Here is a 25,707-nt window from a genome sequence, read left to right as displayed (position 1 = left end):
TTTCATACAAACTTGAGTAGAAAAAATGGAGCAAAACAATCAATTTCAAACCCCTGATTCTATTCTCACTGCTGTTAATTTATCGAAAAGTTTTGGTGGCTTAAAAGCTGTGAATAACGCCAGTATAGATGTAAAAAAGAACAGTATTACTGGTTTAATTGGTCCTAATGGTGCGGGAAAAAGTACATTATTTAATCTGTTGTCCAATTTTTTAAAAGCTGATACTGGGGAGATTTTATTTGAAGGTCAAGCAATTCAAAATCAACCACCTCATGAAATTGCTAGAAAAGGTTTTATTCGTACTTTTCAGGTAGCTAGAGTTTTATCTCGTTTAACGGTACTAGAGAATATGTTATTAGGTACTCAAAATCAAACGGGGGAATCATTATTTTCAGTATTATTGAGTTCGAATAAAATTCGCCGAGAAGAAAAAGAAAATAAGGAAAGAGCGATGACTATTTTAGAATCCGTAGGATTAGCACAGAAAGCCTATGACTATGCTGGTGCTTTATCTGGTGGGCAACGAAAACTTTTGGAAATGGCAAGAACTTTAATGACTAATCCTAAGTTGATTTTATTAGATGAACCAGCCGCAGGGGTTAATCCGACTCTCATTAATCAAATTTGTGAACATATTGTTAACTGGAATAAACAGGGTATTTCTTTTTTAATTATTGAACATAACATGGATGTGATTATGTCTTTGTGCAATCATGTTTGGGTATTAGCAGAAGGGTCAAACCTAGCTTATGGCACTCCTGAGGAAATACAAAATAATGACAAAGTTTTAGACGCATATCTCGGCGGATAAGCAGATAAAAATTTATTAAACTCCTTCAATAATTCACCTCAGTTCGATTTAAAAACAGGTGATGACTGACTCTTTTTGATGGGTAGATTCTTCTTTTTGTGAATGAATAAAAATCTCTCGAAAATGTATAAATATTCAGAGTTTTCCCCTAGCTAGTTATTCTCACGTTTTGTCTTCATCTTTTTTTATCTCAAACTGACCTAAGAAGTCCGAAGTCATTAAAATTGATAATTTCTTGCCTCAAATTTACTTTAGATTAGTTTTTGGAAGATGTCTAATGATTAGAAACTTTTTCTTGACTCCATGAATGATTAACAGATTGTTGGATGAGAATACGATAACGATAAAAATTTAGGGCTTCAAATAAAAATCCGGCGATCGCACAAGTAGCGGCAATGGTTAAAATTCCAATACTACCCGAACCTTCTCCAAATACAGCTAAGAAATTCCACATTTGTTCATAAAGGTTTTCCCCCCATTGGTTCATCATTGGCAAATAGGAGATGATAGCAACACAACCTAAAATTAACGTGCAGAAGACCACTGGGGTAGCAAAACTAACTAAAGTCGTTAATGATAAAGAGAAAAATAGAGATAACCAGATATTCATTATTTTTACTCCTAAACAGGAGTTTTGAGAGGAAAATTAAAAAACTTTAATACTCATTCAGATTTTGTTTTTTTTAACTATCTTTAGGGTAAAACTAAATTTCAGATTTGTCATCATTTTGTCAAGAATCTTAAAAAAACATTAAAAAACTTGTCAATTTTCTTCTTATAGTGTATGTAAAAATTTATTTTCCTTCACAAAAGATTATAATTGTCAGATAATTTGAACAAATATAAAGATTAATGACTATAACGTTATGGATTGTTAGACATGGAAATAGGTTTGATTTTGTCTATCCACAATGGTTTGAAACAGCTTTGAGGCGTTATGATCCTCCTTTATCTTTTGATGGTAAAATTCAAGTTCAGGAATTAGCTCTGAAATTATACAATGAGCCAATTAATCATATTATCGCTTCACCTTTTTTACGAACAATTCAAACTGCTGATATTTTGGGGGAAAAACTTGATTTAAATATCAAACTAGAAGCAGGTTTAGGAGAATGGCATAATCGTGATTGGATGACAGAAATACCTGTTATTCATCCCCGTGAAGAATTAGAAAATATTTATCCTCGTATTGATTGGAATTATCGATCACAAATTATCCCCAAATATCCTGAAACTGAACTAATGGCTTTAATAAGAATGAAACAAATTACTCAATTACTAACTAAGAAATTTGAAGGAAATTTATTATTAATCGGTCATAGTATTTCCGTAAAAGGTATCTGCAAATATTTATTAGGTGATGATATAGAAATTAAAACCTCATTATGTTCAGTTACTAAAATAGTTAATGATGGTAATAATTGGCGATTAGAATTACTTTAGCTAGACTTAAATCTGATCTTTTGTCATTGCTTTTGAACTATAAGCTCAATCTAATGTTAACAATTTTATCAAAATAGTTGTTTAGTACGAGTGTTCTAAGTTAAATTAGTAGTTATGAACATTGATTCTTTATTTCTTAAATTAATGACAAGACTATGGAAAATTTAACTCCCGCTCAAAAACAGTTATATGATTGGTTAATTCAATATATTAGTACCAATAAGCATTCTCCTTCTATTCGGGAAATGATGAAAGCTATGAATTTACGATCGCCAGCACCAATTCAAAGCCGTTTGGAAAAAATGCGAACAAAAGGTTATATTGATTGGTCAGAAGGACAAGCACGTACTTTAAAGATTTTAAAAAATTATGATCAAGGTTTATCTTTATTAGGAAAGATTACCCAAGGAAGATTAATCGAACCTTTTAATGATAAGCAAGAAAAAATTGATTTCAACTCTTTATTCAATCAATCTAACTGTTATGCTTTACAAGTTGTAGGAGATAGTATGAGTGAAGATAAAATTAGTGAAGGTGATTATGTCATTATGCGATCAGTTTCTGATATTGAAGAAGTTAAAGAGGGGGAAATTGTAGCGGCAAAAGTGGAAGGGAAAGGCGTAACCTTAAAAAGAATATCCATGACTCCTGATAAAGTTATCCTCAAAGCCTCAAATCCTAATTATGAATCAATTTCTGTTCTTCGAGATCAAGTAGAAATTCAAGGAGTTTTACAAGGAGTATTTCGTTTGTTTAATTCATAATTTTGATTAATTTTTTGGGCGGATGGCATTCGCCCTTAAGATTGACTATTATTAATTATTAATTTTCTTAAGTGTTTGAGGAGTAAAAAATGAAAGTTTGGTTAGTCAGTTTTATCTTACTATTTTTATTAGCTCAGTTTATTCTTTGGATTAAAAATTTTTTTACCCCTCTTCCCCTCTATATTTTTGGTGGAGCTTTTTTAGCGATTGCCTCTAATTATGATCAGAAAATCAATGAATTTATCACTCAACAAACTAATAATATTTTGTCTTCATCAGGAAAAAAATTAAATGAATAACGATTTACCACAAGTACAAATTTATACTGATGGCTCATGTCTCAATAATCCAGGTCCTGGAGGTTATGGAGTTGTTATTTTAGATAATCAGAATCATCGTCAAGAACTATCTGGAGGATTTAGGAAAACTACCAATAATCGCATGGAAATACTAGCTGTTATTATGGGATTAAAAGCCTTAACAAAACCCCATCAAGTAACTATATATACTGACTCTCAGTATGTTGTTAATGCCATGATGAAAGGCTGGGCTAAAAAATGGCAAATTAATAATTGGAAACGTAATCCTAGAGAAAAAGCCAAAAATCCCGATCTTTGGCAGGAATTGTTACGACTATCTAATCAACATCAAGTTAATTTTACTTGGGTGAGAGGACATTCTGGTAATAAAGAGAATGAACGTTGCGATCGCCTTGCTTTTAGTGCCGCTCAAAATGATAGCTTACAAGAAGATGTTAACTATGAATACTAAAAAGTTTTTCTGAATTTACATAAAATTTATGAGGATGATGGATTAAAGCCATCAAGACATCATATTGTGATTACGATTATTCATAGCTTCTTGCAAAATTTTACAAGCATGATCAGTACAACAACCACAATGTTTAGAAACAGAGGTTACTTCCGATAGCTTTTCTAGGGAAGAAATGCCTTGTTCTACTGCTTTATGAATATCTTTTTCAGTTATAGCATTACAAATACAAACGTACATTCTAAAACTATTTTAATTTATTGAACTTTACATCATATTAACATTATTGCAAAAAGTTGTCATTATTCTACTTTTTTTTAAAATTTTTATGTTCGCTTTTGCTAGATAATAAATGATTGCAGTTATTTCTCTTAAGATGTGAGTACAAATAGTAAAACGAAAAAATCTTTAGCTGGTATTGCAGGAATTGTCGCCGTAGCAACTCTGATTAGTAAAATCTTTGGCTTAGTGCGTGAACAAATTGTTGCCGCCGCCTTTGGTGTTGGGGCTGTAGTTAACGCTTATGCTTATGCTTACGTGATTCCGGGATTTTTATTAATTTTGTTAGGTGGTATTAATGGACCTTTTCATAGTTCATTAGTTAGTGTTTTAGCCAAAAGAGATCGAGAAGATGCTGCACCATTAATTGAAACCATTACAACTTTAGTTAGTACAATATTATTGGTTACTACAGTAATTTTAGTTATTTATGCTGATAAATTCATTGATTTATTAGCCCCCGGATTAACTCCTAATGTCAGAGATATGGCAATTCTACAACTGCAAATTATGGCACCTTTAGCGGTTTTTGCTGGATTAATCGGTATTGGTTTTGGTAGTTTAAATGCTTCAGATCAATATTGGCTACCAAGTATTAGTCCATTATTTTCTAGCTTAACTATTGTCATCGGTGTTGGAGGTTTATTTTTGTTTTTAGGCGATCGCATTAATGCCCCTGAATATATTCAATTCGGTAGTCTTATGTTAGCAGGTACAACTCTTGCAGGTGGGCTTTGGCAGTGGTTAGCACAACAAGTTACACAAATAAAATTAGGCATTAGTACTTTAAAATTACGTTTCGATTGGGGTAGAGAAGGAGTCAACGATGTCATGAAAGTAATGGCACCAGCAACCCTTTCTTCGGGAATGCTACACATTAATGTTTATACAGACTTATACTTTGCTTCTTATCTTGAAAATGCGGCGGCGGCGATGCGTTACGCAAATTTCATTGTTTTAACTCCTTTAGGCATTATTTCTAATATGATTTTAGTGCCATTTTTACCCGTTTTCTCTCGTTTAGCTGCCCCAGACAATTGGGATGAATTGAAACTTAGAATTAGACAAGGATTAGTTTTAACGGCTTTAACGATGTTTCCTCTGACAGCAATTTTTATGGCATTATCTAATCCTATTGTGAAAATTATTTATGAAAGAGGAGTTTTTAAATCAGCAGATTCCGCCATCGTTGCACCAGTTTTATTAGCTTATGGTGTGGGAATGTTTTTCTATTTAGGTAGAGACGTTATCGTAAGAGTTTTTTATGCTTTAGGTGATGGACAAACACCATTTAAAGTTAGTATAATTAATATTTTTATTAACGTTATTTTAGATTATTTATTAGTTAAAAAATTTGAAACTCAAGGGTTAGTTTTTGCAACTATTGGAGTTAATATTTTTTCGATGATTGCACTCATTTGGATCTTACATAAACGTTTAAATGGTTTACCTTTAAAAGAATGGTTATTCATCTTCAGTGGGTTAATCATTGCCACAATTTCTTCTGGTTTTGGTTGTTATTGGATTAATAATTATCTTACTTCTTTATGGGGTGAAGAAGGATTATTTTTACAAGGAATAAATTTACTTATTTCTAGTTTAATTTCATTGATAATTTTTCTATTAATTATTATGCAGTTAAAACTTCCTGAATTACAAATACTATTTACAAAAATAAATACTAAATTTAACCGTAAATAATATTAAACTCAGGGTTTCTCAGTTTACAATAATAGACAATTTATTAGTCTAATTCCCCTTCCATTACCATCGCTGTTACTTGACGAGTGGTGGCTTGAAATTCTTGGACATTAACTTTATTTAAAAGTATAATCGCACCAATAATAAACAATGCTTCCACAAAAAAGACAAAACTATAAGCTAACCAAGTATTACTAAATATTAATCTTCCTATATCAAGAATCCATCCCCCAATGGCAATAGCAATACCTCTAGCCATAGCTTGAGCTAATCCCCACGCTCCTACAAATGTACCAGCCGTTTCTGCAAGAGTTAAATCTAACATTAAGCTAATTGAGCCGATAGTTGTAATTCCTGCGGCAATGCCGAACAACACCATGGCAATTTTAAGCATCATAGACATTGCGGTTAAACCAGACAGGATAATTAAGCTAAAAGATAACGCCACTAAAATACAGCCGATTTTGGTGGTTTTCGTTTTCCCTAAGCGAGGAATAACTAAAAATCCAGTTGTACCGTAACCGATTAAAATACCAATACCCCAAAAAGAGTTCAACATAGTCGTTTCACCGATAGACATATTAAAAACTTCGCCACCATAAGGCTCTAAAATTGCCTCCTGCATGAATAAACTCATGGTAATTATCACCAAAAAGGAAAAGAAAATTCCAGTTTGACGGGATGAAGTCAGGATTTTTAAAGCACGTTTTAAGCTGATGCCGTCTTCCCTATCCACAAAAGATGAACGTAAACGATAACGAGAGTATTTCTTTTCTACTCCCCAAGTGGCAATTAAGGTTAAAATGACGACTATAAGAGGTACAACTATAAATATATAATTAATGGGGGGTTTAAGCACGTCTAAAGAAATAACATTATCTTCTCCCACAGCTAAATTTTTGAGTAAAATGTTTCCTGTGATACCACCAATAACGATACCGACCATTAACATTGACCAAATTACACCCACGATTTTTGAGCGATTATCTTCATCGGAAATATCTACTAATAAAGCTGTAAAAGGAGTTGAACTTGCTCCCATAGCAACACCTTGTATCATGAAAATTACACCTAAACCGATGCTAAAAATAAGAGTTTGAGGATTCCATTGCCAACCATTATTATTGACAATATCCCCTCCTAATAACCAGACTAATTGCACCGCAAAAAAGATAAAAATTCCAACCATAACTACCCCAAGACGGACATAACCAGTACGATGTAAACCAAATAATTTTTTACTATCAGATAATTGCCCTAACCATACCCTTGTAGGTGCTACTAATTGAGATAATGCTAAAGTACCAGCCGCAATAGTTGCTGGAATACCTAACTCAGAAATCATGACTCGATTTAATACTGCTAAAGTTAAGACAGAAATTAAACCGATGCCAAGGTTAAATAATCCTAAGCGTAGCATGGTAAAAATATTTACTTTGGGAATTGATTCACTTATTTTCTTAGAAGGAATAGAATCATAATTGTTATTGATAGTCATACGATTTATAGTATTACATATTTAGGACAAAAAACAGGTTTTTAATATCTGGGTGAAGACAAAATTAAGAGAGACTGAGAGACTAGGAGACTAAGAAAATGTTAATTTTAGTACAAAGACTAAATACAGGAATATTTTATTTAGGTTATGGTGAATAAATTTTTTGTTTTTTATCATCAAGGGTTTAAATTTATTAGATTAACAAAAAAGGACATCAAAAATCGATTTTTTTATTTCCTCAAAACCATTGTCTATGCACGACTGCTTATTACCTATTAAAATAAAGAAGGATTAATCAGAAAAATAATTCCGTATAATAAAATGCAAATTAAAGTCATGAAACCGACTAGATGATCAAATTCTTCCCAAATACGAGGTATTTTTATTACTAATTTTTTAAAAATAAAGGCATAGCATAAACAACCAATACTGAAAGTTATTAAGGCTTTAAGAATATTAATTAAACTATAGGCAGAATAATAGATGATATTGGCTGTAATAATTCCTATAATTAAGATAGTTACAGCTAATTGTAAATAAGAATTAGTATTTTGTTCTTTTTTGGTTTCATGAGGTAATAAAATTAATTGAATGAAATAAATTGCCGTGCCTACAGCAATAATATTCATGGGAATCACTTGCCAAGGTAAAAGATTTTCTAAGGTTAATGCTTTTGCTTCAAAACTGGAGAAAAAAGGAAATCCTATTGCTGATAAAGAGGCTAAAGATAAAGGAATCCAAAGATTAGTATTTATAGGTTGATTTTTTAAAGTCGATAAATTTCGAGTGGGTAAATTACCAGCACACAAAAATAAAGTACATTTTGATAATCCATGAGTTAAAGCATAAAATCCTCCAACAGAAGGAGAAGCTAAAATAAAACCCATTTGAGAAATGCTTGAAAATGCTAACATTCGCTTAATGTCTTTTTCAAACAAAGCATAAAAAACTCCTAAGATGGCTGTGGCTACCGCAAAAACCCTAACGATAAAATCCATATCTTCACTAATTGCCGCACATCTAATTAAAGGTAAAATACTAGCTTTAACGACAATGCCTGAGAGTAATGCTGATACTGGAGTTTCTGCTTCTGAGTGAGTGAGAGGAAGCCATAATCCCGATAGAAAAATTCCTCCTTTGACAAATAAGCCTAAAAAAATTAAGACGAGTGCTTCGGGTGGAGAGTTTTTTAAACCTTCAAAACTAAAAGAATGATTAGCTTTATAAACTAAAATTGTGCCGACTAAATAAAATAATAAAACAACACTACTAACAAATAAATAACGAAATGCTACCCAAATAGATTTATCTGTACGAGGATAAGCAATTAAAATAAAAGCTACCATGCCGATAACTTCTAAGGCAACATATAAACTAATAAAATCTGTGGTAATAAAAGCAGAATTAAGACTACCATGTAACAAAATAAGTTGTGCATAGAAAAAGGCTATTTTCTGTCTTTGCCAACAATAAATTATTACGGCTATTGTGACAATGGCATTGGTTAAAATAAAATAACCATTTAAAGTATCAACCCTAAAAGTTACCCCAAAATTATCTAATAATTGAAATTGGAAAGATTCTTTATTTAAAAGTATTTTTAAACTGTAAATAACAGAAATTAATGTTCCTAATAATGTCAAATATTTATCTAACTTAGGTATTAGATAAATAGTAAAACCTAATAATAAAGGTAAAGTAATCCAAACTATGGTCAAATTAATCATTAACTATTATTTTTTTCGATTTCTTTCGTTTCTAAAGTTGGATTATTTTTAGCTAATTTCATCACTGCGACTAACATTAAGGCTTGAGTGGAAAAACCAATCACAATAGCGGTCAAAATTACTGCTTGTGGTACAGGATCGGCATAACTAACTTGTTCTTCCGTCAGAATAGGGGTAAATAATCCTTCTCTTGATGCTATTAGAACATAATAAGCAATAACTCCAGTACTCATAATATCCATAGATATGGTTTTCATCATCAAATTTTCTTTAAAGATGATGCCAAAAAATCCTAAGAGAATAGTCACTAAAACAAATGCTTCTAACACCATTATTTTTAATAATTTTAAAATAGATTTTATACTATGACATATGTAAAAAACATAGGTAATAGTCTATATAAATATCATAGGATAAGGATCGCAATATAATAATTCAGTTAAATTAAAAATATTTAATACTAATAATAAGTTAAGCTAATTATTTTTTATTGTCAATTATCTCCTCAGAATTAGAAATAAATCTATCTGACAAAGAAGGTACAGGATCGTAACCACCGACATTGAAAGGATGACAGCGACAAATTCTTTTTATTGCTAAATAACTCCCTTTGATTGTACCATAATGCTCAATCGCTGTTAGAGCATATTGTGAACAAGTAGGTTGAAATCGACAACTGGGAAGGAATAAAGGAGAAATCAAAACACGATAAAGAGTAATGAGAAATAGAAGTAACTTTTTAATCATTCATTAATAAGTGATAATATTCAACATTTATAAATTTTCTCTATAATCTCTCATTCTATTTTCATTATCTTAACAGTTTTATTTATTATTCTAAAGAAGAAAATCAACGGTCATCTAACCTTTTATCAAACTAACGTCAAAAGTTGTCATTACAATGAAGAAAAACAAATTTTGGTTAACTATCATAGGAGTAGTATTAGTGATAATAATGATTGATAAACTAGGATTATTTCAGTATTTCAACCAAGGATGGGATAACGTTAATGATTGGATTGCTAGTTTTGGGGCTTGGAGTGCCATTGCTTTTATAATTATTTATATTTTTGCTACTATATTTTTAATACCGGGCTCAGCATTAACCCTAGGGGGAGGATTAATTTTTGGAGTCGTGCAAGGCTCAATTCTCGTATCAATAGCCTCTGTAGCTGGTGCAACTCTTTCATTTTTAATCGGGCGTTATCTATTGCGCACTTGGGTAGAAAAACAAATTGATACTCAACCGAAATTTAAAGCCATAGATGCTGCCGTTGCACAACAAGGATGGAAAATCGTTGGTTTAACTCGTCTTTCTCCTCTTTTTCCTTTCATATTTTTAAATTATGCTTTTGGAGTAACAAAAGTTTCTTTGAGAGATTATTTTTTTGCTTCATGGATAGGAATGTTACCCGGTACGCTCATGTATGTTTATATAGGTTCTATACCGAAAACAGCACTTGAAACAACTGGCAAAGATACTGATATTTTGCCTTTAATCTTAAATATTATTGGTTTAATTGCAACCATAACAGTAACAATTTACGTCACCAAAATTGCTCAAAAAGCTCTTGATACTAAAGTGAATTAAACTCGGTGAATAGACAATGGGCAATGGCAATTTCAGTCGATTAATCAGGGTGAAAGAGGCGAAAATGGATTAATTAAGAGCCAAAATTTTACAAAACTTATTGTCAATTTTATAAAGTTAATAAGTATAATTCTAAGTAATTTTAACTATAACTTCACAAAATTTACATACAATAATGAAAAAATACGTAGCTGAGTTAATTGGTACTTTTTGGTTAGTATTAGGCGGTTGTGGTAGTGCTGTTTTAGCCGCTAATTTCGGAGGTGATGGTAATCCTCTCGGTATCGCTTTTGTAGGCGTTTCTCTCGCTTTTGGTTTAACTGTATTAACTGGAGCTTACGCAGTAGGACATATTTCGGGTGGTCATTTTAACCCTGCGGTATCTTTTGGTTTATGGGCTGGTAAGCGTTTTCCCTCTTCTGAATTATTACCTTATATTATCGCTCAAGTGGTAGGAGCAATTATAGCGGCTATAATCATTTTAATCATTGCCAATGGTGCAGAAGGTTTTGCTTTAACAGGAAGTAATCCTCTAGCGACTAACGGTTATGGCACTCACTCCCCCGGTGGTTATTCTCTTATTTCTGCATTTGTAACCGAAGTCGTCTTAACTTTTATCTTTCTCATTATCATTTTAGGCTCAACCGATAGACGTGCACCTGCTGGTTTTGCACCCATTCCTATCGGTTTAGGTTTGACTTTAATTCACCTAATCAGTATTCCTGTTACAAATACCTCTGTTAATCCAGCAAGAAGTACTGGAGTGGCTTTATTTGCAGGTAATATTGAAATTATCGGGCAATTATGGTTATTTTGGTTAGCACCCATTTTAGGTGCAGTTTTAGCTGGTTATCTTTACTATAGCTATTTCGCTGAAACGACTAATACTTCTTCTGAAGAAATTGAAGAATAATTAAGAATTAGGAATTAGGAATTAGAAAAAGAGGGGAAAACTTGTTAATTGTTAATTGTTAATTGTCGTTAACTGTCAATTGTTACATCATACCGGGCATACCCATGCCACCCATGCCGGGCATACCCATACCGCCCATACCACCCATGCCACCCATATCAGGCATTGCAGGGGCTTGAGGCTCAGGTTTTTCTACAACAAGGGCTTCAGTGGTTAAAATCATCCCTGCAATAGAAGCCGCATTTTGTAAGGAAGAACGTACTACTTTAGCTGGATCAATAATTCCCGCAGCAATTAAGTCTTGATATTCTCCTGTTAAGGCATTATAACCGAAATTAAGAGCCGATTGTTTGACACGTTCTACCACTACAGAGCCTTCTACTCCAGCATTATTAGCGATTTGACGTAAAGGTGCTTCGATGGCTTTGATAACGATTTGTGCACCAATTTTTTCTTCTTCAATGGTTAAAGTGTTTTTGAAGGTTTCAACTTTACTCGCTAAATGAATTAATGTTGAACCACCACCAGCGATAATTCCTTCTTCTACTGCCGCTTTAGTTGCGTTTAAAGCATCTTCAATACGTAGTTTACGCTCTTTTAATTCAGTTTCGGTAGCGGCACCTACTTTAATCACTGCCACACCACCAGCTAATTTTGCGATGCGCTCTTTTAATTTTTCTGCGTCATAGTCAGAATCAGTTTCGGCTAATTGTGTACGAATTTGAGCTACTCTTTTCTCAATGTCTGCTTTATTGCCACCGTCAGCTACAATAATTGTATTGTCTTTTTCGATGGTAATTTTATGAGCTTTACCTAAATGATCTAAGCTAACAGTATCAAGGCTTAAACCAATGTCTTCGGAAATAACTCTTCCACCAGTTAAGATAGCAATATCTTCTAACGCTGCTTTTCTGCGATCGCCAAAACTAGGAGCTTTGATAGCGGCTACATTTAAAACACCTCTAGCTTTATTGACGACAAGGGTGGCTAAGGCTTCACCGTCAATATCTTCAGCAATGATTAATAAGGGACGAGCAGAACGTGCTACATTTTCTAATACAGGTACTAAATCTGCAATGGCACTAATTTTTTTATCAGTGATGAGGATTAAAGGATTTTCAAACTCAACGATTTGCTTTTCTTGATCAGTGATAAAGTAAGGAGAAACATAACCACGATCAATTTGCATACCTTCGACAACTTCTAATTCAGTGGCTAAGGATTTAGATTCTTCAACGGTAATCACACCATCTTTGGTGACTTTATCCATGGCAGTAGCAATCATTTCGCCGATTTCTTCATCATTTCCGGCTGAAACTGTTGCAACTTGACTAATAGCATCACCTTCTACAGGTTGTGCTACAGCTTCAATTTCCTTAATTAAGAAACTAATGGCTTTATCAATGCCACGACGTAAAGCCACAGGATTTGCTCCAGCAGTAACATTTTTCAACCCTTCATGAATCATAGCTTGGGCGATAACGGTAGCTGTAGTTGTGCCGTCTCCTGCGATGTCTTTAGTTTTAGAAGCTACTTCTCTGACTAATCTTGCACCAACATTTTGTAAGGGATTTTCTAATTCAACTTCTTTGGCAACGCTGATACCATCTTTAACTATTTCTGGGGCACCGAATTTTCTTTCTAATAAAACATTTCTACCTTTAGGTCCTAAAGTTACTTTAACAGCATTAGCCAAAGCATTGACACCCTGTTCTAAAGATCTTCTGGATTCTTCTTTAAATGATACTATTTTAGACATATAGATTTCTAATTTATTTATTCACCATACATCAATTTAGCGCTCTTCGGGTCTGAGTGCTAATACGGTTATCTTCACCTAGAGAATAAATCAACTGAAATATAGTAATACTTACTAAGTATTTAAAGATAAAAAGGCAATAGCATTTCTAATCCATTCCTCTACATGAGGATTTTTTTGTAATAAATTATCTTGACTGATAACAGAGATTGCTTGTTGTATTTCGTTATTTGTATAACCTAAAGCTAGTAAAGTCATTTCTAAATCTGCCATAATTTCCGCATTGGGTAAAACATGAATTGTGTTGAGATTAATTCCCGCAGAAATACGCCATTGTGATAGTTTAGTTTTTAATTCTAAGGCAATTCTTTCCGCCGTTTTTTGTCCGACTCCGGGAGTTTTTGTTAGTAAACGAATATTTCCCGTTACAATGGCTTGTACTAAGTCTTCTAGTCCTAATGTATCAATTAAAGCAATGGCAGATTGTGAACCAATGCCAGAAATAGCGATCAATTGACGAAATAAATCTCTTTCAGCCGCAACAGAAAAACCATAAAGAATATGTTGATCATCTCTTACTTGAAAATGGGTAAAAATTTGAATTATCGTTTTAGAATTAATGTCTAGTTGTCTAGCAAAACGACTAGGTATTTGAATTTCATAGCCAATATTATTAACTTCTAAAATTAAAATATTCCGATTATTATTAATAATAATATTGTCTATTATACCTTTAAAATAACTGAACATACCTGAATGCGATATAAATTTGTTGGCGATAAGATGAGACTAGGGAACTAGATAAATAGGAGATTAGAAGAGAATTAATTTAAACATTTATTCAAATTGATTTTCGATAATTATTTATCAAAATTTAATTTTTTTCAGTGACTAAAATTTGGTATATCACCAGTCTTAAACCTTTATTTTTCAAAGTTTTTTACATTGAACTGAGGTGAACCTGAAAAAGAGAAAAAGATAATTTACTGATACTATCTTTATATTATAATTGATGATAAAATAGATTATTATTGTACACCAATAGATCTACCACCAGAGCCAAAAACTAAAACTCGATCTTGAGAAATAGGTTCCCAACCCACTTCAAAACCAAGACTCCAAGCCTTTTCTCTAGCTACTCTAAAGGCTTCAAAACTATCGGGGCGTACAATAAAAGCAAGGTAATTTACTTCAGGATTTAATTGTTTTAAAGTGTTAATAAAATTAGAATTCTCATTTTTTAATTGTTTAGAATCTTCTCCTTGAGATGAGGAATTAGCATCATATTTTAGTGAACCTTGATTAGTAAATGAAATTAAATAATTTCCGTTATCATAATAAAAATTTTCTAGTTTAATATTTCTTTGTTTTATACATTGATCATATTCTTCTATTTGTTGCATATACAAACTATATAAATAAGAAGGAATATTTTCAGGTATTTCAGGGGTTTTACAATTGGGTAAGGTAATCAAAATTTGATCAATTTCTTCTTCTAATTTAGGATCACTTAAATAAAAAATTTGATTATTTCTAACTTCAAAAAAACGTCCTTGTTTATCTGTTTCTGTTCGTAAAGGAGTACGAATAATTGTTCCAGCTTCTACAGCTAATAAACTAAGAAATAAGCCAATAAACATTAAAACTCCTACGGTATTTGTCAAAATATCTAAAAATGAATCTAAATTTTGACCCGGATGATTAGTTTTTCTGATTCTTCTTCCTCTCATTATTTTATCAACGTTATAATAATTTTTGCTATTGAATTTTTAATTTCCAATTTTCTTCTATCGGTTCATAACCTATATCAATTTCTTCTTTTTCAATAAGATCTCTTACTTTTTGAAAAACATCAATTCCATTAGGTCTAACTGCCACAATAACATATTCTTTATCTTTATTTTTTTTAATTTCTTTGATAAAATTAGCTAGTTTAGAATTAGGTTTACTAAGTTCATTTTTTGATATAAATTCTTGACTAGGATAAATAACGACTCCATCTTTTTGACACTCAATATAACGGGGTTGTTTTTTTTTATTCACACCACCTGCTTCTGTTTTAGCAATAATTGTTACTTCTGGATTATCTTTTAAAGTTTCTGTGCTTAAAACTATGATTAGTAAAATTAAACTACCAATAGTACAAGCTAAAACTGATAAAAAAGGGAACAATTCTAATTCTATTTTATTTGATTTCGATCGCCTACGCATTTTAATAATGAATAATTAATAGTTAATAATTATATTTGTCGATTTCTAATATATAATTTACTGTTCAATTTGCTCAACTAATCTAATAATTCTAGGCTTACTTAAATCCTGTAAAGTTGGTTGTAAAAGTTCAATTTTATCTTGTATATTGCTTAAAGTTTTTTGCATTTCTCCCACATTATTTAATACCTCAACAACTTTTTCTAAACTAGATTGTAATTGATTAAGTTCAGCAATTTTTGCACTAGACTTCTCTAAAGATATAACTTTTTCTTCTAAACTTAAAGCCGCTTTACTTAATTCACTACTAATAACCTGAGTTTTTTCATTTAAACTATGACTATTATCTTCATTATTTTGTTTCACTAAATCGACTAATTCCTTAATATTTATAATAATTGAATGGTTTAAATCATTTTGTTGTCCAAAAGTTTGTAAAAAATTATCTCTATCTTCTAAAATTGTCTTGTTTATTTGTTTTAAACTATTAATTAATTCTATTTCTTTGGCACTAATTTCATGAAATTGATGAATAAATTGCTCTAGTAAATTTTTAGCGGCTTCCTTGGCATAAATTTCCGCAGGGTTTATCAAATCTTGAGGAGTAGGTAAAGCATCTTTTATGGGTTGAATTAACTCTTCTTTTGTAGGTAATTTATTATCAATAGCCTTATTAACTGTTTGAATTAAAGTATCATTATTTAATATTGATTCTTGAGGCTCATTATTCTCTTTTAATCGAGGTAAAATATGATCATTAATATAAATTTCTGTTGCTAATAATAACTGTGATTCCATTCTTTCGACTAAAACTAAAGGAATCATTACCGCAACACTAAGAAGAAGTGCTAATAAAGTTGTATCAAATGCCACTGCTAAACCACTGGTAACTGTGCCAATACCTTCTTTAATTTGTTCAATTTCCGCACTATTATCTAAAAAACCATTAAAACCATTAACTGCACTGCTGATACCTAATACTGTACCGATAAATCCTAATAATGGAATCGCCCAAACTAATATTCTGGGTAAAGCGTAAGAAGATTCAGAAGCACTAAGATAAAATGAACTATCATCTAAAGCTAATTCTGTGACTATTTTTCGACTACCCGACAGAATATAAGCATTTAAAATTCTCGCCAATCTTCCAGTAATCATACTATCACTTTGAGCAAAATCTTCTTGAATATGTATTAATTGTGCTGATTTATGATTATCAAAAGAAATTTTTTCTGGCAAACCAATTTTTTTTAAAACTTTTTGCTCCGTTTGAATTTTTAAGTATTTATTAATACTAATGACTGCTACTAAAGAAGCAAAAAAAACTGTGAAATATTGAGTTAAACCTCTTTGGTATAATAAAACTCCCACATAGGATTCTTTAAGGGGCAAAAAAAGAATGTAAATTATAACTGTTAAAACTAATGCAGCAGTAAAGGCAGTAAAAAAATTAATGTCTAATTCTTGACGACTATGAGTTTTTATTTTAGTCATGATTGTGATTTTTTTAGTAAGTTTCTATCTTATCTTAAGATCTGAAGAAGAATAATACAAAAATAAATAACCAATAATAAATGATCAGTATGAAATATTACTATAGAAATGAAAAAATAAACTAACATCTATTTTTCACAATTTATTTAAGATTGCTATAGCGGATTAATATATGATAGATAAGAACCTTTAGGTGTGAATGTTCATAGTAACCTGTAAATAGTATGACTAATTTAAGTAATAGTAAACAAAATTTCTCCGCACAACTCGGTAATATACTTAAAACCTTGATTATTCTCATCATGTTATCAGGATTACTAAATATCATTATCCAAGAGAAAAAAACCCAGTTAAAAAAAGCCAGTCAACAAATTATTTCTAGTATATATGGTAGTCCACCATTAGTAATGGAAGGTGGAAATCCTTATGTTAGAGCATTAATGCGTACCATCAGTGCTAGTGAATCAAATTATATTAATCCTTATCACGTTATCTATAGTGGAAAATATGTTAAAGATTTGAGTAAACATCCAGACTTATGTATTACCATTGTTAATGGACCAAATGAAGGCAAATGTACGACTGCTTCTGGTCGATACCAATTTTTAAATACAACTTGGGCAGAAAAAGCCGCAGTATATCATCCTAACCCCTCAAAATTTTTTCTGTGGAAAGATTATAGTTTTGAGCCAAAATATCAAGATCAAGTATTATATAATTGGCTGACTGATTCTAAAGCATGGAATGAAGATATAGCCAAACTATTAGAAAAAGGTGAAATCCAGCGAGTTTTAGAACTATTATCTCCCACATGGACAAGTTTGGGCTATGGTATTGAGAATAATATGATGACTCAGCATTTACCTCAAATTTATCAAAAATTGCTCAAAGAAGAACTACAAAATAATTAGGGTTGTGATCAAACTCCAATTATTTTGTTAATATTCTCGATGATAAAACTGATGTAAAAAAAAATCTTATGGTTCGTGTTTGCGAAAAGCGATCGTCACATTATGACCACCAAAGCCAAAAGAGTTAGATAAAGCTACATTTACTGTTACCTTACGGCTTTCATTGGCAACATAGTCCAAATCACATTCAACATCTGGGTTTTTTAAGTTAATGGTAGGAGGTACTTGATCATTGGCGACCGCTAAAACCGTTGCTACGGCTTCGATGCCACCTGAACCGCCTAAAAGATGACCCGTCATAGATTTAGTTGAACTAACAACAATTTTATAAGCATTATCACCTAAAGCTCGTTTAATTGCCTTAGTTTCGGTAGTGTCATTAGCAGAAGTACTTGTTCCATGAGCATTTACATAACTGATGTCAGAGGGGCTTAAGTTTCCGTCTTTTAAGGCTAATTCAATAGCTTTTGTAGCACCTAATCCTTCGGGAACAGGAGAAGTCATATGATAAGCATCACAAGTCATGCCATAACCCACCATTTCAGCATAAATTCTTGCACCCCGTGCTAAAGCCTGTTCTCTTTCCTCTAAAATTAAAATACCGCAACCTTCACCCATCACAAAACCATCACGATCTTGATCAAAAGGACGACTAGCGGTTTCAGGGCTATCATTACGGGTAGATAAAGCCTTCGCTGACGCAAAACCAGCCATCGCTAAAGGAGTAATAGCGGCTTCTGTACCGCCACAAATCATAGCTTTAGCATAGCCCCCTTGAATTAGACGAAAAGCATCTCCAATGGCATTTGAACCCGCCGCACAGGCTGTTACAGAGCAAGAGTTAGGACCTTTTGCTCCTACATGAATAGCGGTTAAACCTGCCGCCATATTTGAGATCATCGTTGGTACAAGAAAAGGTGTTACTCGACTTGGTCCTTTCGTTAGTAATACTTCGTTTTGTTCTTCCATGACACTTAAGCCTCCAACTCCTGTACCAATGACAATACCTATATCATCAGCGTTATCATCATTGATCACTAAATTGGCATCTTTTAAAGCGTCTTTACTAGCGGCTACGGCGAATTGAGAAAATCTTGCCATGCGTTTGGCTTCTTTGCGATCCATGTATGATAAAGGATCAAAGTTTTTAACTTCCCCAGCGATTTTACAAGTATGATTAGTGGTGTCAAAACAAGTAATTAAACCAATGCCATTACGACCTTCTGTTAAACCTTGCCAATAATCTTCTACCGTATTACCTATGGGAGTTATTGCACCTAAACCAGTAACAACAACTCTTTTTCGTTGTGAATCACTCATAATGTTTCTTATATAAATGAATATTCGCCTTTTTTATAGCAGAAATGATCTATAAAATTTATTTTAATAGTTGTTAAAAATATACTTAACAGGGTGTTGCGGAATAAAAAATAGTTATTCGCTATTCCCTGAAGGGTTAAAAAAGTCAAATTATTAAAAATTCAGATAACCAAAAAGAAGTTTATATATTTACTAAAAATTGGCTATCATTGAACTAATTAAGCCGCCGCTTGAGTTTTACTTTCAATATGAGCAACAGCATCTCCAACGGTGGCAATTTTCTCAGCTTCTTCATCACCGATTTCGATCTCGAATGCTTCTTCTAAGGCCATCACTAATTCTACAACGTCTAAAGAATCTGCGTCTAAGTCATTCACAAAATTAGCTTCAGGGGTTACACGATCAGCTTCAACGTCTAATTGTTCTACTACGATTTCTTGTACTCTTTGCAATATTTCTTGGTTCATATTTATTTGAATATTCGTATTATTTATTAATCCGCTTGTTGTTTTTACCTTAATGAAGGAAATAAAATCAATACAAGACGGTGTGACTGTTTTTAAGTTTACATTTTTTTGGTAAGCAATTAATAATAATATCTAAAAAAGGAACAAGTGCATCATTGAGTTCAAAATAAAATTGTTCTATGGTTAATAGATATATCAAAAAAAGAAATTTAAAATCGATTATTATTACTCTTGCCCATTGCCTGACTTATCAAAAAATTCTAATGATTAATGATTAGTGATTAATTGTTAAAGTTTTTAAGCCCATCTTTTGTAAAGAATTAGATATTTCTTGGGCAGTTTCGCTATTACTAAAAACTCCTACTTGTAGCATTGACTCTCCTTTTAAATTTGTCCTAAATGCTTCTGGGTAAAGAGATCTCACTTGAGATTCTTGAGTTTCATTATTGACTTTGACCAAAATTTTATGGATATTAGTTTTGGTGGTTAGTAATAATTCTTGATTAACAGGTGTTTTAGAATTGACAGTAGAATTATTCGAGTTGTTTTCTGGTGGTGTAGAAAATACGAGAATATCATTTAAACTTCTTCTTTTACCTAAAACTGATGGAGATGACAACGTATTGATATTTTGTTCAGTATTGATGGAAGTATTGTTATTTGATGGAGAAGCATTGGGGCTTAAATTAATTGATAAGTTACTGACAGGTTTAACACTTTTTTCGGAGGATAAACTTGGTTGATTTTCTTTGGGAGTTTCATCAAAAGGTGATACGGAGACAGATAATTGTGTTGCATTAGTTTTTTCTGTTATCTCTTCATCCGTGGAATTTTGATTTATCTCATCATTTGTATTCGGTTTGCGGTAAGGCTCGGATAGAAGAGGGATTTGTGGTAATGTTTGATTTGATTTGATTAAATTTCCCGAACTGAAAGTCGGAGGTTTGGGGGTTGGATTACCATTAATTAATATTTCTCCTATCCCATAATTTTGATTTGTTGTGGGTAATGCTTTATTATTTGCTGATGGATTTGTTTTAATTGATGGAGCTTCAATGGACAATGGTTCAAAGTTGGAATCGTTGTAAGGATCAACCATTATCTCTATTCCTGCGAAAGCGATCGCATCTTGACCTATAGAGGAAGTAATCAAAGCATAACTAAAAAAACTGGTAAATCCTAAACAGAAGTGTAACCAGAAACGAGAAAATTGAGGACTTAAAAATTGAGTGGATTGGTTCATAATCTTATGGTGAAAAAGGATAAAGATAAATCGATTAAAATAAAAGATTAAATTAATGATTTTAGTTTAGAGGTATCAGTCAGAAAAAACAATAACTGTCTTTTATGAGAATATTTAATCAACTTTTTAAAGGAGTCGAAGCTTAGACAATAGGCAATCTTGAATTTTTGTAATAGTATTTGAATTTGATCATTTATTACCTTAAATTGATTCTATATCTATTTTTTATGAAACAAAAGCCTCAATAAAACAATTTATCTACTGAGTTTTAAGATATTGTAAAAATTCGATCAATTCCTCATCTGATAGTAAATGACGAGATTTTTTACCATAGGTTTCCAATAAATACTTTTTACCTTGATCTTGTGTCCATCCTAATCGCTTCATTTCAATACTGGTTTGATCAATAATTTGTGAAAAATCGATGGTTTCTTCCACATCTAAAGGTAACGGTAAAACAGATTCTGACGGTAAATCTTCTTCCTGCGTCGATGGTGGGAATAATATTAAATTATCATCATTAGAATTACCATTACTTTCATGAATAGGCTCATTATTCAAAAGACTTGGTACTTCTTGATTCTCTATGGGAGATGGACTCAAGGAAGGTTCGGAGATATTTTCTAAATTATCATTGTCAATATCTTGAAAATCATTTTGCTCTATTTCATCCTGATTTGCAGGAAAAGAAGCAGTACTTTCCCATAAGTCGGGAGAATCTGACACTAAAACTTCTGAATTTGGTTTTTCTTCTATGGGTAGTGATTTTATATTTGATTTGATTTTAGGGGAATCTTTTTTTGAAGTTTTTAAAAATTCACTTTCGGAAGAAATTTTAACCTGAGAAGTTTTTACAGAAGTTTCAACATTAATAATTTTATCTTTTTCTATCAATCCTTTTATGAATATATCCGTATTAACCAAGGTGATCGCTCTTTTTCTAGCTTCATCTTCTGCTTTTTCTACAGTATCTTCTCCTGCTAATGCCGAACCTAAAATCACACCATCACTATACACTGAGACTTTAACAATATATTTACCGTGATTCGCCGTCACAAAATCACTAATTAACGCTAATTGCTTAATAGTCATAATTCTCAAAAAATTATTTAACTTAAAGTATCAATACAATTATACTAGCTAATAAAAAAAGGTGTTAAGTTTTAGTAAAATCAATTTTTATTTTTGACTGTTTTGTCTTGATCAAGATTAAATTATTCTCATGATTGTAAACTAGACCTTTGCTCGTTGTACTTAAAATAGGATATATTAATACATTGAAAATAAAATTAATTAGGTAACAATGGGAATTATACATACTTTTGTTTTCGTTTTTAATTAGTTAAATATAAATCCATACCGATAACAATACCGTTACCCCTATTACCGCAGATGTTTTGCTTTATTCAGATATAATCACCATTAAAGATTGTATAAAGAAAACTTTGCTGACTTTATTTAGTCCCTGAATCAACACAACTATTAGATATTTGAAAGGATATAGTAAATGGAATTTTCAATCGCTACAATACTTTCTCACCTCAGTGTGGATAAACTTGTACCAGGTAAAGTACTCGAAAAAAAACTGGGCTGTGAAGAAGCTGAAGAACTCGAAAAACTACAAATAGCCCTTGATGTTTTAGAAAAAGTTGGAGTAGTTACAAAAGAGTTCGGAAAATACCGCCGAGTGATAGAAGAAGATGTAGTAGAAGCTAAATTACGTTGTTCAAGTAAAGGCTTCTGTTTTGCTATTCAGGATGAAGAAGATGCAGACGATATTTATATTCGAGAAAGTCATCTGAGTAATGCTTGGAATAGTGATCGAGTTTTAGTAAAAATCATTAAAGAAGGCACTCGTCGTCGTTCTCCTGAAGGAGAAGTGAAATTAATTGTCGAAAGGGCAAATCCTTCAGTTTTAGCAAGAGTTATTGAAGATAATGGAGATTATAACGCTGTACCTTTAGATGACCGATTACTATTTGAGTTAAATTTAAAAGAAAATGGTCAATCTTTAGAGGAGGCAGTTAACCATTTAGTCCATGTCAATGTTTTACGTTATCCTATTGGACAAAATCCCCCCATCGGAAAAGTTATTCGAGTATTGGGTAGTGATGCAGAAACCGCCGCTGATACTGATATTGTTTCTTCTAAACATGATTTACCTCAAGAATTTTCCGAACGAGTATTACAAAAAGCAGCTCTTTTAACACCAAATCTAACACCTCAAGATTTAGAAAACCGCCTTGATTTAAGAGATGTTTTAACTATAACCATTGAGCAAGAAGTTACAACCCAACTGGATTTATTCATCGAAAATGCTTTTACTCTCCAAAAAAACGAAGATAATAATTGGATTTTAGGTGTTCATATTGCTGACGTTGCTCATTTTGTAGAACCGGAAACTCATTTAGATCGAGAAGCTCGTAAGCGTGGTACGACAGTTCATTTGGGAGATAAAGTTATTGATTTATTACCTAAAGCCGTACAAAATTGTGCTTCTTTAATTCCGAAGGAAGATCGTTTGACGATTTCTGTGTTTCTTACCATAGATGATAAAGGGCAAGTTATTGAGTCTCAAATTCAACCTTCTGTTATTTGTGTAGATCACCAATTGACTTACAAAGAAGTACAAACCATGATGGGTGCTGGTAATACTAAGCCTGAATTAGAAACTACTTTAGATTTACTCAATCATCTTTTCTTTGAATTAAGTCCTTTAGTTAAAGCTCAAAGATTACAAAGAGGTGGATTTGATATTTCTTTAGATAATATTACTTCTTATTTTAAAGATGAAGGCAGGATTGGTGCGATCGCATCTTATTCTACTTTGCCCGTATTGTCTTTAATGACGGAATTAATGGTATTAGTAGGGAAAGTGGTAGCTGAACATTTAGCTGAATTAAAACTACCTGCTATTTATTGTACTCAAGCAAAACCAGATTGGGACGAATTAGAAGATTTATTAAAATTAGTGGTTAATTTACAACTGGATTTTAGATTAGAATCGGAAGATGAATTACAACCTATCGACTATTATCATCTCATTCAAGAATTTGGCAAGTCTGATTATGAAAAAGTACTTCATTATCTTCTTTTAAATTCCCTTAAATCTGATAAATATACCCAACATCCTGCTCCTCATTTTGGTTTAGCTTTACCCATTTATACTCATTGTGTTTCTCCTGGGCAAAGATATGTTGACTTACAAATACAACGGGTTTTAAAAGCACTTTTTGAACATGGGCGCGATCGCCGTTATGTTCGCTCCAGTAAAGGTGTTGACTTACGGAGTAGTACTTGTCATGGTTATATTAACTGGAATGTTTTACCACCAGCTATTCAAAATAACCTTGAAGCTGATTTGCACTCTCTTATCACCCATCTTAACGAAAGAGAAAAAATAGCTCAAGATGCAGAATCTGACTTAACTGGATTGAAAAAAGCAGAAAAAATGAAAGATTGCACGGGAAAAGTATTTAGCGGTTTAATAACAGGAGTACAATCCTATGGCTTTTTCGTACAAATAGAAGATTCATTAGTAGAAGGATTAGTTCATGTTAGCTCACTCAAAGATGACTGGTATGAATATCGCTCTCGACATACTTGTTTAGTGGGGAGAAAAAATCGTACGGCTTATCGTTTAGGTGATACTGTCGAAGTAGAAGTTAAAAGCGTTGATTATTACCGTCAACAAATTGATTTAGTAACCGTGCGAGGTGGTAGTACAGCCGTCGATTCTGATTTTGAAGACTAAAAATAATCGGGAATTAGGAATTAAAATTGAAATAGACAAATTTATTAATAAAAAAATTATCCGATTATATTAATTAAATAAAAAGTATAAAAACAGTGAAAAAAATATTATTATTACTTTGCTTGATAATTACTTTAACGGGTTGCGTTAGATACGATGTCGGAGTTACATTTCCTCAAGCTAATAAAGGCACAATAATTGGACATATAAAATTAGGAGAGCAGTTAACCAGTTTTAGTCAAGGAGAAGGTAATACTTGGTTAAATAATATTGAGCATCAGACAGTAAAATTAGAAGGAAAAACAAAAAGGATTTCTAAAGAAGAATTAGTGGTTACAATTCCTTTTAATAATGGGCAAGAATTAGTTAGTAAATTTAATCAATTTTTTGTTCCTCAATTCAGCAAAAAATCTCAACAAAACCTGGCAAAAAATAATTCTAGTAATTTATTAGAATTAGAAGCAAAGATGTCCATTCAACAAAATAATCTTATTCTATTGGAAAGAAATACTCTTAATTTGAATGCCGATTTAAGTCCTTTGGGAGTAATTTCTAATGATGGCACAATTATTATTTCTTCCGGCGATTTAATTGATTTACAAATACAATTTAATTTTCCTTGGGGTGCTAAATTGATTAATAATAATGAATTTCCTAAGTGGGAGAAAACTGCTAATAATCAATATAACATTCAACTTGAAGCTGGAAAAATTAATGATATTACTGCTATTTTTTGGCTTCCTAATTATATCGGTCTAGGTACAGTAGCGATCGCTTTATTTATTCTTTTAGGATACTATTTAAAATATCAAAGATTACCCCTTATTTAAAGAAAGAATATTTATTTAGAAGCAAAAATTGTTAGAACAATTAGAAATAGGCTTAACTTTATGATAAGGAGCTTTAGCAATTGAAGCAGATTTTTAAATAATAATTAAAATGTGATGAAAAAGTTTTTTTGGTGAAGATAGTTAATAAGTAATGGTTTTTATGGTTTCACAAGAAGTTTAAACCCCTTGTTAGAATTGGAGTATATAGCCGTATAATACA

At 31.9% G+C, this 25,707-nt stretch carries 26 protein-coding genes; 11 read left to right on the top strand and 15 right to left on the bottom strand.

The genetic code is table 11. The features are described 5' to 3' along the window. Window positions 1-25 precede the first annotated feature (25 nt). Window positions 26-811 carry an ABC transporter ATP-binding protein gene (locus tag GM3708_RS01685; protein ID WP_066343571.1) on the top strand — a complete coding sequence of 262 codons (786 nt, stop codon included), beginning with the start codon at window positions 26-28 and terminating at the stop codon, window positions 809-811. Between the two features lie 274 nt (window positions 812-1,085). Here GM3708_RS01685 and GM3708_RS01680 read toward each other — a convergent pair whose 3' ends face one another. Continuing rightward, entirely contained in the window at window positions 1,086-1,421 is a 336-nt protein-coding gene (locus tag GM3708_RS01680; protein WP_066343568.1) for a hypothetical protein, read from the bottom strand. Between the two features lie 242 nt (window positions 1,422-1,663). On the opposite strand from GM3708_RS01680, the gene GM3708_RS01675 reads away from it, so the two are divergent. The 4 genes from GM3708_RS01675 (at window position 1,664) to rnhA (ending at window position 3,789) form a co-directional block, all read left to right on the top strand. Then, complete coding sequence (locus GM3708_RS01675) at window positions 1,664-2,254, top strand: histidine phosphatase family protein (RefSeq protein WP_066343566.1); 591 nt, start codon at window positions 1,664-1,666, stop codon at window positions 2,252-2,254. A 155-nt stretch (window positions 2,255-2,409) separates the two neighbouring features. Beyond that, window positions 2,410-3,018, top strand: coding sequence for a transcriptional repressor LexA (gene lexA / locus GM3708_RS01670; RefSeq protein ID WP_066343563.1), 609 nt, complete (start codon window positions 2,410-2,412; stop codon window positions 3,016-3,018). An 89-nt stretch (window positions 3,019-3,107) separates the two neighbouring features. Continuing rightward, complete coding sequence (locus GM3708_RS01665; protein ID WP_066343561.1) at window positions 3,108-3,317, top strand: hypothetical protein; 210 nt, start codon at window positions 3,108-3,110, stop codon at window positions 3,315-3,317. Then, window positions 3,310-3,789, top strand: a complete 480-nt coding sequence (gene rnhA / locus GM3708_RS01660) for a ribonuclease HI (RefSeq protein WP_066343559.1) — start codon at window positions 3,310-3,312, stop codon at window positions 3,787-3,789. Before GM3708_RS01665 ends, rnhA begins: the two co-directional genes overlap by 8 nt. A gap of 51 nt (window positions 3,790-3,840) precedes the next feature. Here rnhA and GM3708_RS01655 read toward each other — a convergent pair whose 3' ends face one another. Then, window positions 3,841-4,029 carry a (2Fe-2S)-binding protein gene (locus tag GM3708_RS01655; RefSeq protein ID WP_066343557.1) on the bottom strand — a complete coding sequence of 63 codons (189 nt, stop codon included), beginning with the start codon at window positions 4,027-4,029 and terminating at the stop codon, window positions 3,841-3,843. A 138-nt stretch (window positions 4,030-4,167) separates the two neighbouring features. Between GM3708_RS01655 and murJ the strand changes: the two genes are divergently transcribed. Continuing rightward, complete coding sequence (gene murJ / locus GM3708_RS01650) at window positions 4,168-5,769, top strand: murein biosynthesis integral membrane protein MurJ (protein ID WP_066343556.1); 1,602 nt, start codon at window positions 4,168-4,170, stop codon at window positions 5,767-5,769. Window positions 5,770-5,812: 43 nt separating this feature from the next. On the opposite strand, the gene GM3708_RS01645 is transcribed toward murJ, so the two are convergent. From GM3708_RS01645 to yidD, 4 genes are all read right to left on the bottom strand, one after another. Continuing rightward, a complete protein-coding gene (locus GM3708_RS01645; protein ID WP_066343554.1) occupies window positions 5,813-7,267 on the bottom strand; it encodes a BCD family MFS transporter in 1,455 nt (484 codons plus the stop codon). A 275-nt stretch (window positions 7,268-7,542) separates the two neighbouring features. After that, the gene (locus tag GM3708_RS01640; RefSeq protein WP_066343552.1) at window positions 7,543-8,994 is read right to left on the bottom strand and encodes a cation:proton antiporter; all 1,452 of its coding nucleotides are present in this window, start codon (window positions 8,992-8,994) and stop codon (window positions 7,543-7,545) included. Next, window positions 8,994-9,326, bottom strand: a complete 333-nt coding sequence (locus tag GM3708_RS01635) for an NADH-quinone oxidoreductase subunit K (RefSeq protein ID WP_396229642.1) — start codon at window positions 9,324-9,326, stop codon at window positions 8,994-8,996. The genes GM3708_RS01640 and GM3708_RS01635 overlap by 1 nt, the downstream gene beginning before the upstream one ends. Window positions 9,327-9,474: 148 nt before the next feature. Then, a complete protein-coding gene (yidD, locus tag GM3708_RS01630) occupies window positions 9,475-9,738 on the bottom strand; it encodes a membrane protein insertion efficiency factor YidD (protein WP_197671698.1) in 264 nt (87 codons plus the stop codon). Between the two features lie 157 nt (window positions 9,739-9,895). On the opposite strand from yidD, the gene GM3708_RS01625 reads away from it, so the two are divergent. After that, complete coding sequence (locus GM3708_RS01625) at window positions 9,896-10,585, top strand: TVP38/TMEM64 family protein (RefSeq protein ID WP_082713975.1); 690 nt, start codon at window positions 9,896-9,898, stop codon at window positions 10,583-10,585. Between the two features lie 175 nt (window positions 10,586-10,760). Next, window positions 10,761-11,498, top strand: coding sequence for an aquaporin Z (gene aqpZ, locus GM3708_RS01620; protein ID WP_066343541.1), 738 nt, complete (start codon window positions 10,761-10,763; stop codon window positions 11,496-11,498). 82 nt (window positions 11,499-11,580) lie between these two features. Here aqpZ and groL read toward each other — a convergent pair whose 3' ends face one another. The 5 genes from groL to GM3708_RS01595 all read right to left on the bottom strand — a co-directional run bounded on the left by groL (window position 11,581) and on the right by GM3708_RS01595 (window position 16,962). After that, window positions 11,581-13,257, bottom strand: coding sequence for a chaperonin GroEL (gene groL, locus GM3708_RS01615; RefSeq protein WP_066343539.1), 1,677 nt, complete (start codon window positions 13,255-13,257; stop codon window positions 11,581-11,583). A gap of 114 nt (window positions 13,258-13,371) precedes the next feature. Next, complete coding sequence (ruvA, locus tag GM3708_RS01610) at window positions 13,372-14,007, bottom strand: Holliday junction branch migration protein RuvA (RefSeq protein ID WP_066343536.1); 636 nt, start codon at window positions 14,005-14,007, stop codon at window positions 13,372-13,374. Between the two features lie 278 nt (window positions 14,008-14,285). Beyond that, complete coding sequence (locus tag GM3708_RS01605) at window positions 14,286-14,987, bottom strand: hypothetical protein (protein WP_066343535.1); 702 nt, start codon at window positions 14,985-14,987, stop codon at window positions 14,286-14,288. 28 nt (window positions 14,988-15,015) lie between these two features. Next, complete coding sequence (locus GM3708_RS01600; protein WP_066343532.1) at window positions 15,016-15,468, bottom strand: hypothetical protein; 453 nt, start codon at window positions 15,466-15,468, stop codon at window positions 15,016-15,018. Between the two features lie 57 nt (window positions 15,469-15,525). Further along, window positions 15,526-16,962, bottom strand: a complete 1,437-nt coding sequence (locus tag GM3708_RS01595; protein ID WP_066343530.1) for a MotA/TolQ/ExbB proton channel family protein — start codon at window positions 16,960-16,962, stop codon at window positions 15,526-15,528. 224 nt (window positions 16,963-17,186) lie between these two features. On the opposite strand from GM3708_RS01595, the gene GM3708_RS01590 reads away from it, so the two are divergent. Then, window positions 17,187-17,873, top strand: a complete 687-nt coding sequence (locus GM3708_RS01590) for a glycoside hydrolase family protein (protein WP_066343528.1) — start codon at window positions 17,187-17,189, stop codon at window positions 17,871-17,873. Between the two features lie 66 nt (window positions 17,874-17,939). On the opposite strand, the gene fabF is transcribed toward GM3708_RS01590, so the two are convergent. The 4 genes from fabF to GM3708_RS01570 form a co-directional block, all read right to left on the bottom strand. Then, the gene (gene fabF / locus GM3708_RS01585; protein ID WP_066343526.1) at window positions 17,940-19,193 is read right to left on the bottom strand and encodes a beta-ketoacyl-ACP synthase II; all 1,254 of its coding nucleotides are present in this window, start codon (window positions 19,191-19,193) and stop codon (window positions 17,940-17,942) included. 218 nt (window positions 19,194-19,411) lie between these two features. Beyond that, entirely contained in the window at window positions 19,412-19,660 is a 249-nt protein-coding gene (gene acpP / locus GM3708_RS01580; protein WP_066343524.1) for an acyl carrier protein, read from the bottom strand. A 274-nt stretch (window positions 19,661-19,934) separates the two neighbouring features. Beyond that, entirely contained in the window at window positions 19,935-20,903 is a 969-nt protein-coding gene (locus GM3708_RS01575; RefSeq protein WP_066343522.1) for a hypothetical protein, read from the bottom strand. A 258-nt stretch (window positions 20,904-21,161) separates the two neighbouring features. Continuing rightward, window positions 21,162-21,995, bottom strand: coding sequence for a hypothetical protein (locus tag GM3708_RS01570; protein ID WP_066343513.1), 834 nt, complete (start codon window positions 21,993-21,995; stop codon window positions 21,162-21,164). A 415-nt stretch (window positions 21,996-22,410) separates the two neighbouring features. Here GM3708_RS01570 and GM3708_RS01565 point away from each other — a divergent pair, with 415 nt between their 5' ends. Further along, window positions 22,411-24,657, top strand: a complete 2,247-nt coding sequence (locus GM3708_RS01565; RefSeq protein ID WP_066343508.1) for a ribonuclease R family protein — start codon at window positions 22,411-22,413, stop codon at window positions 24,655-24,657. Window positions 24,658-24,752: 95 nt separating this feature from the next. Then, window positions 24,753-25,487 carry a DUF3153 domain-containing protein gene (locus tag GM3708_RS01560; protein ID WP_066343507.1) on the top strand — a complete coding sequence of 245 codons (735 nt, stop codon included), beginning with the start codon at window positions 24,753-24,755 and terminating at the stop codon, window positions 25,485-25,487. Window positions 25,488-25,707: the final 220 nt, after the last annotated feature.

The organism is Geminocystis sp. NIES-3708 (assembly GCF_001548095.1).
GTDB lineage: Bacteria > Cyanobacteriota > Cyanobacteriia > Cyanobacteriales > Cyanobacteriaceae > Geminocystis.
The sequence above is the reverse complement of the archived record's forward strand: the minus strand, read 5'-3'. Positions and strand labels throughout refer to the sequence as shown.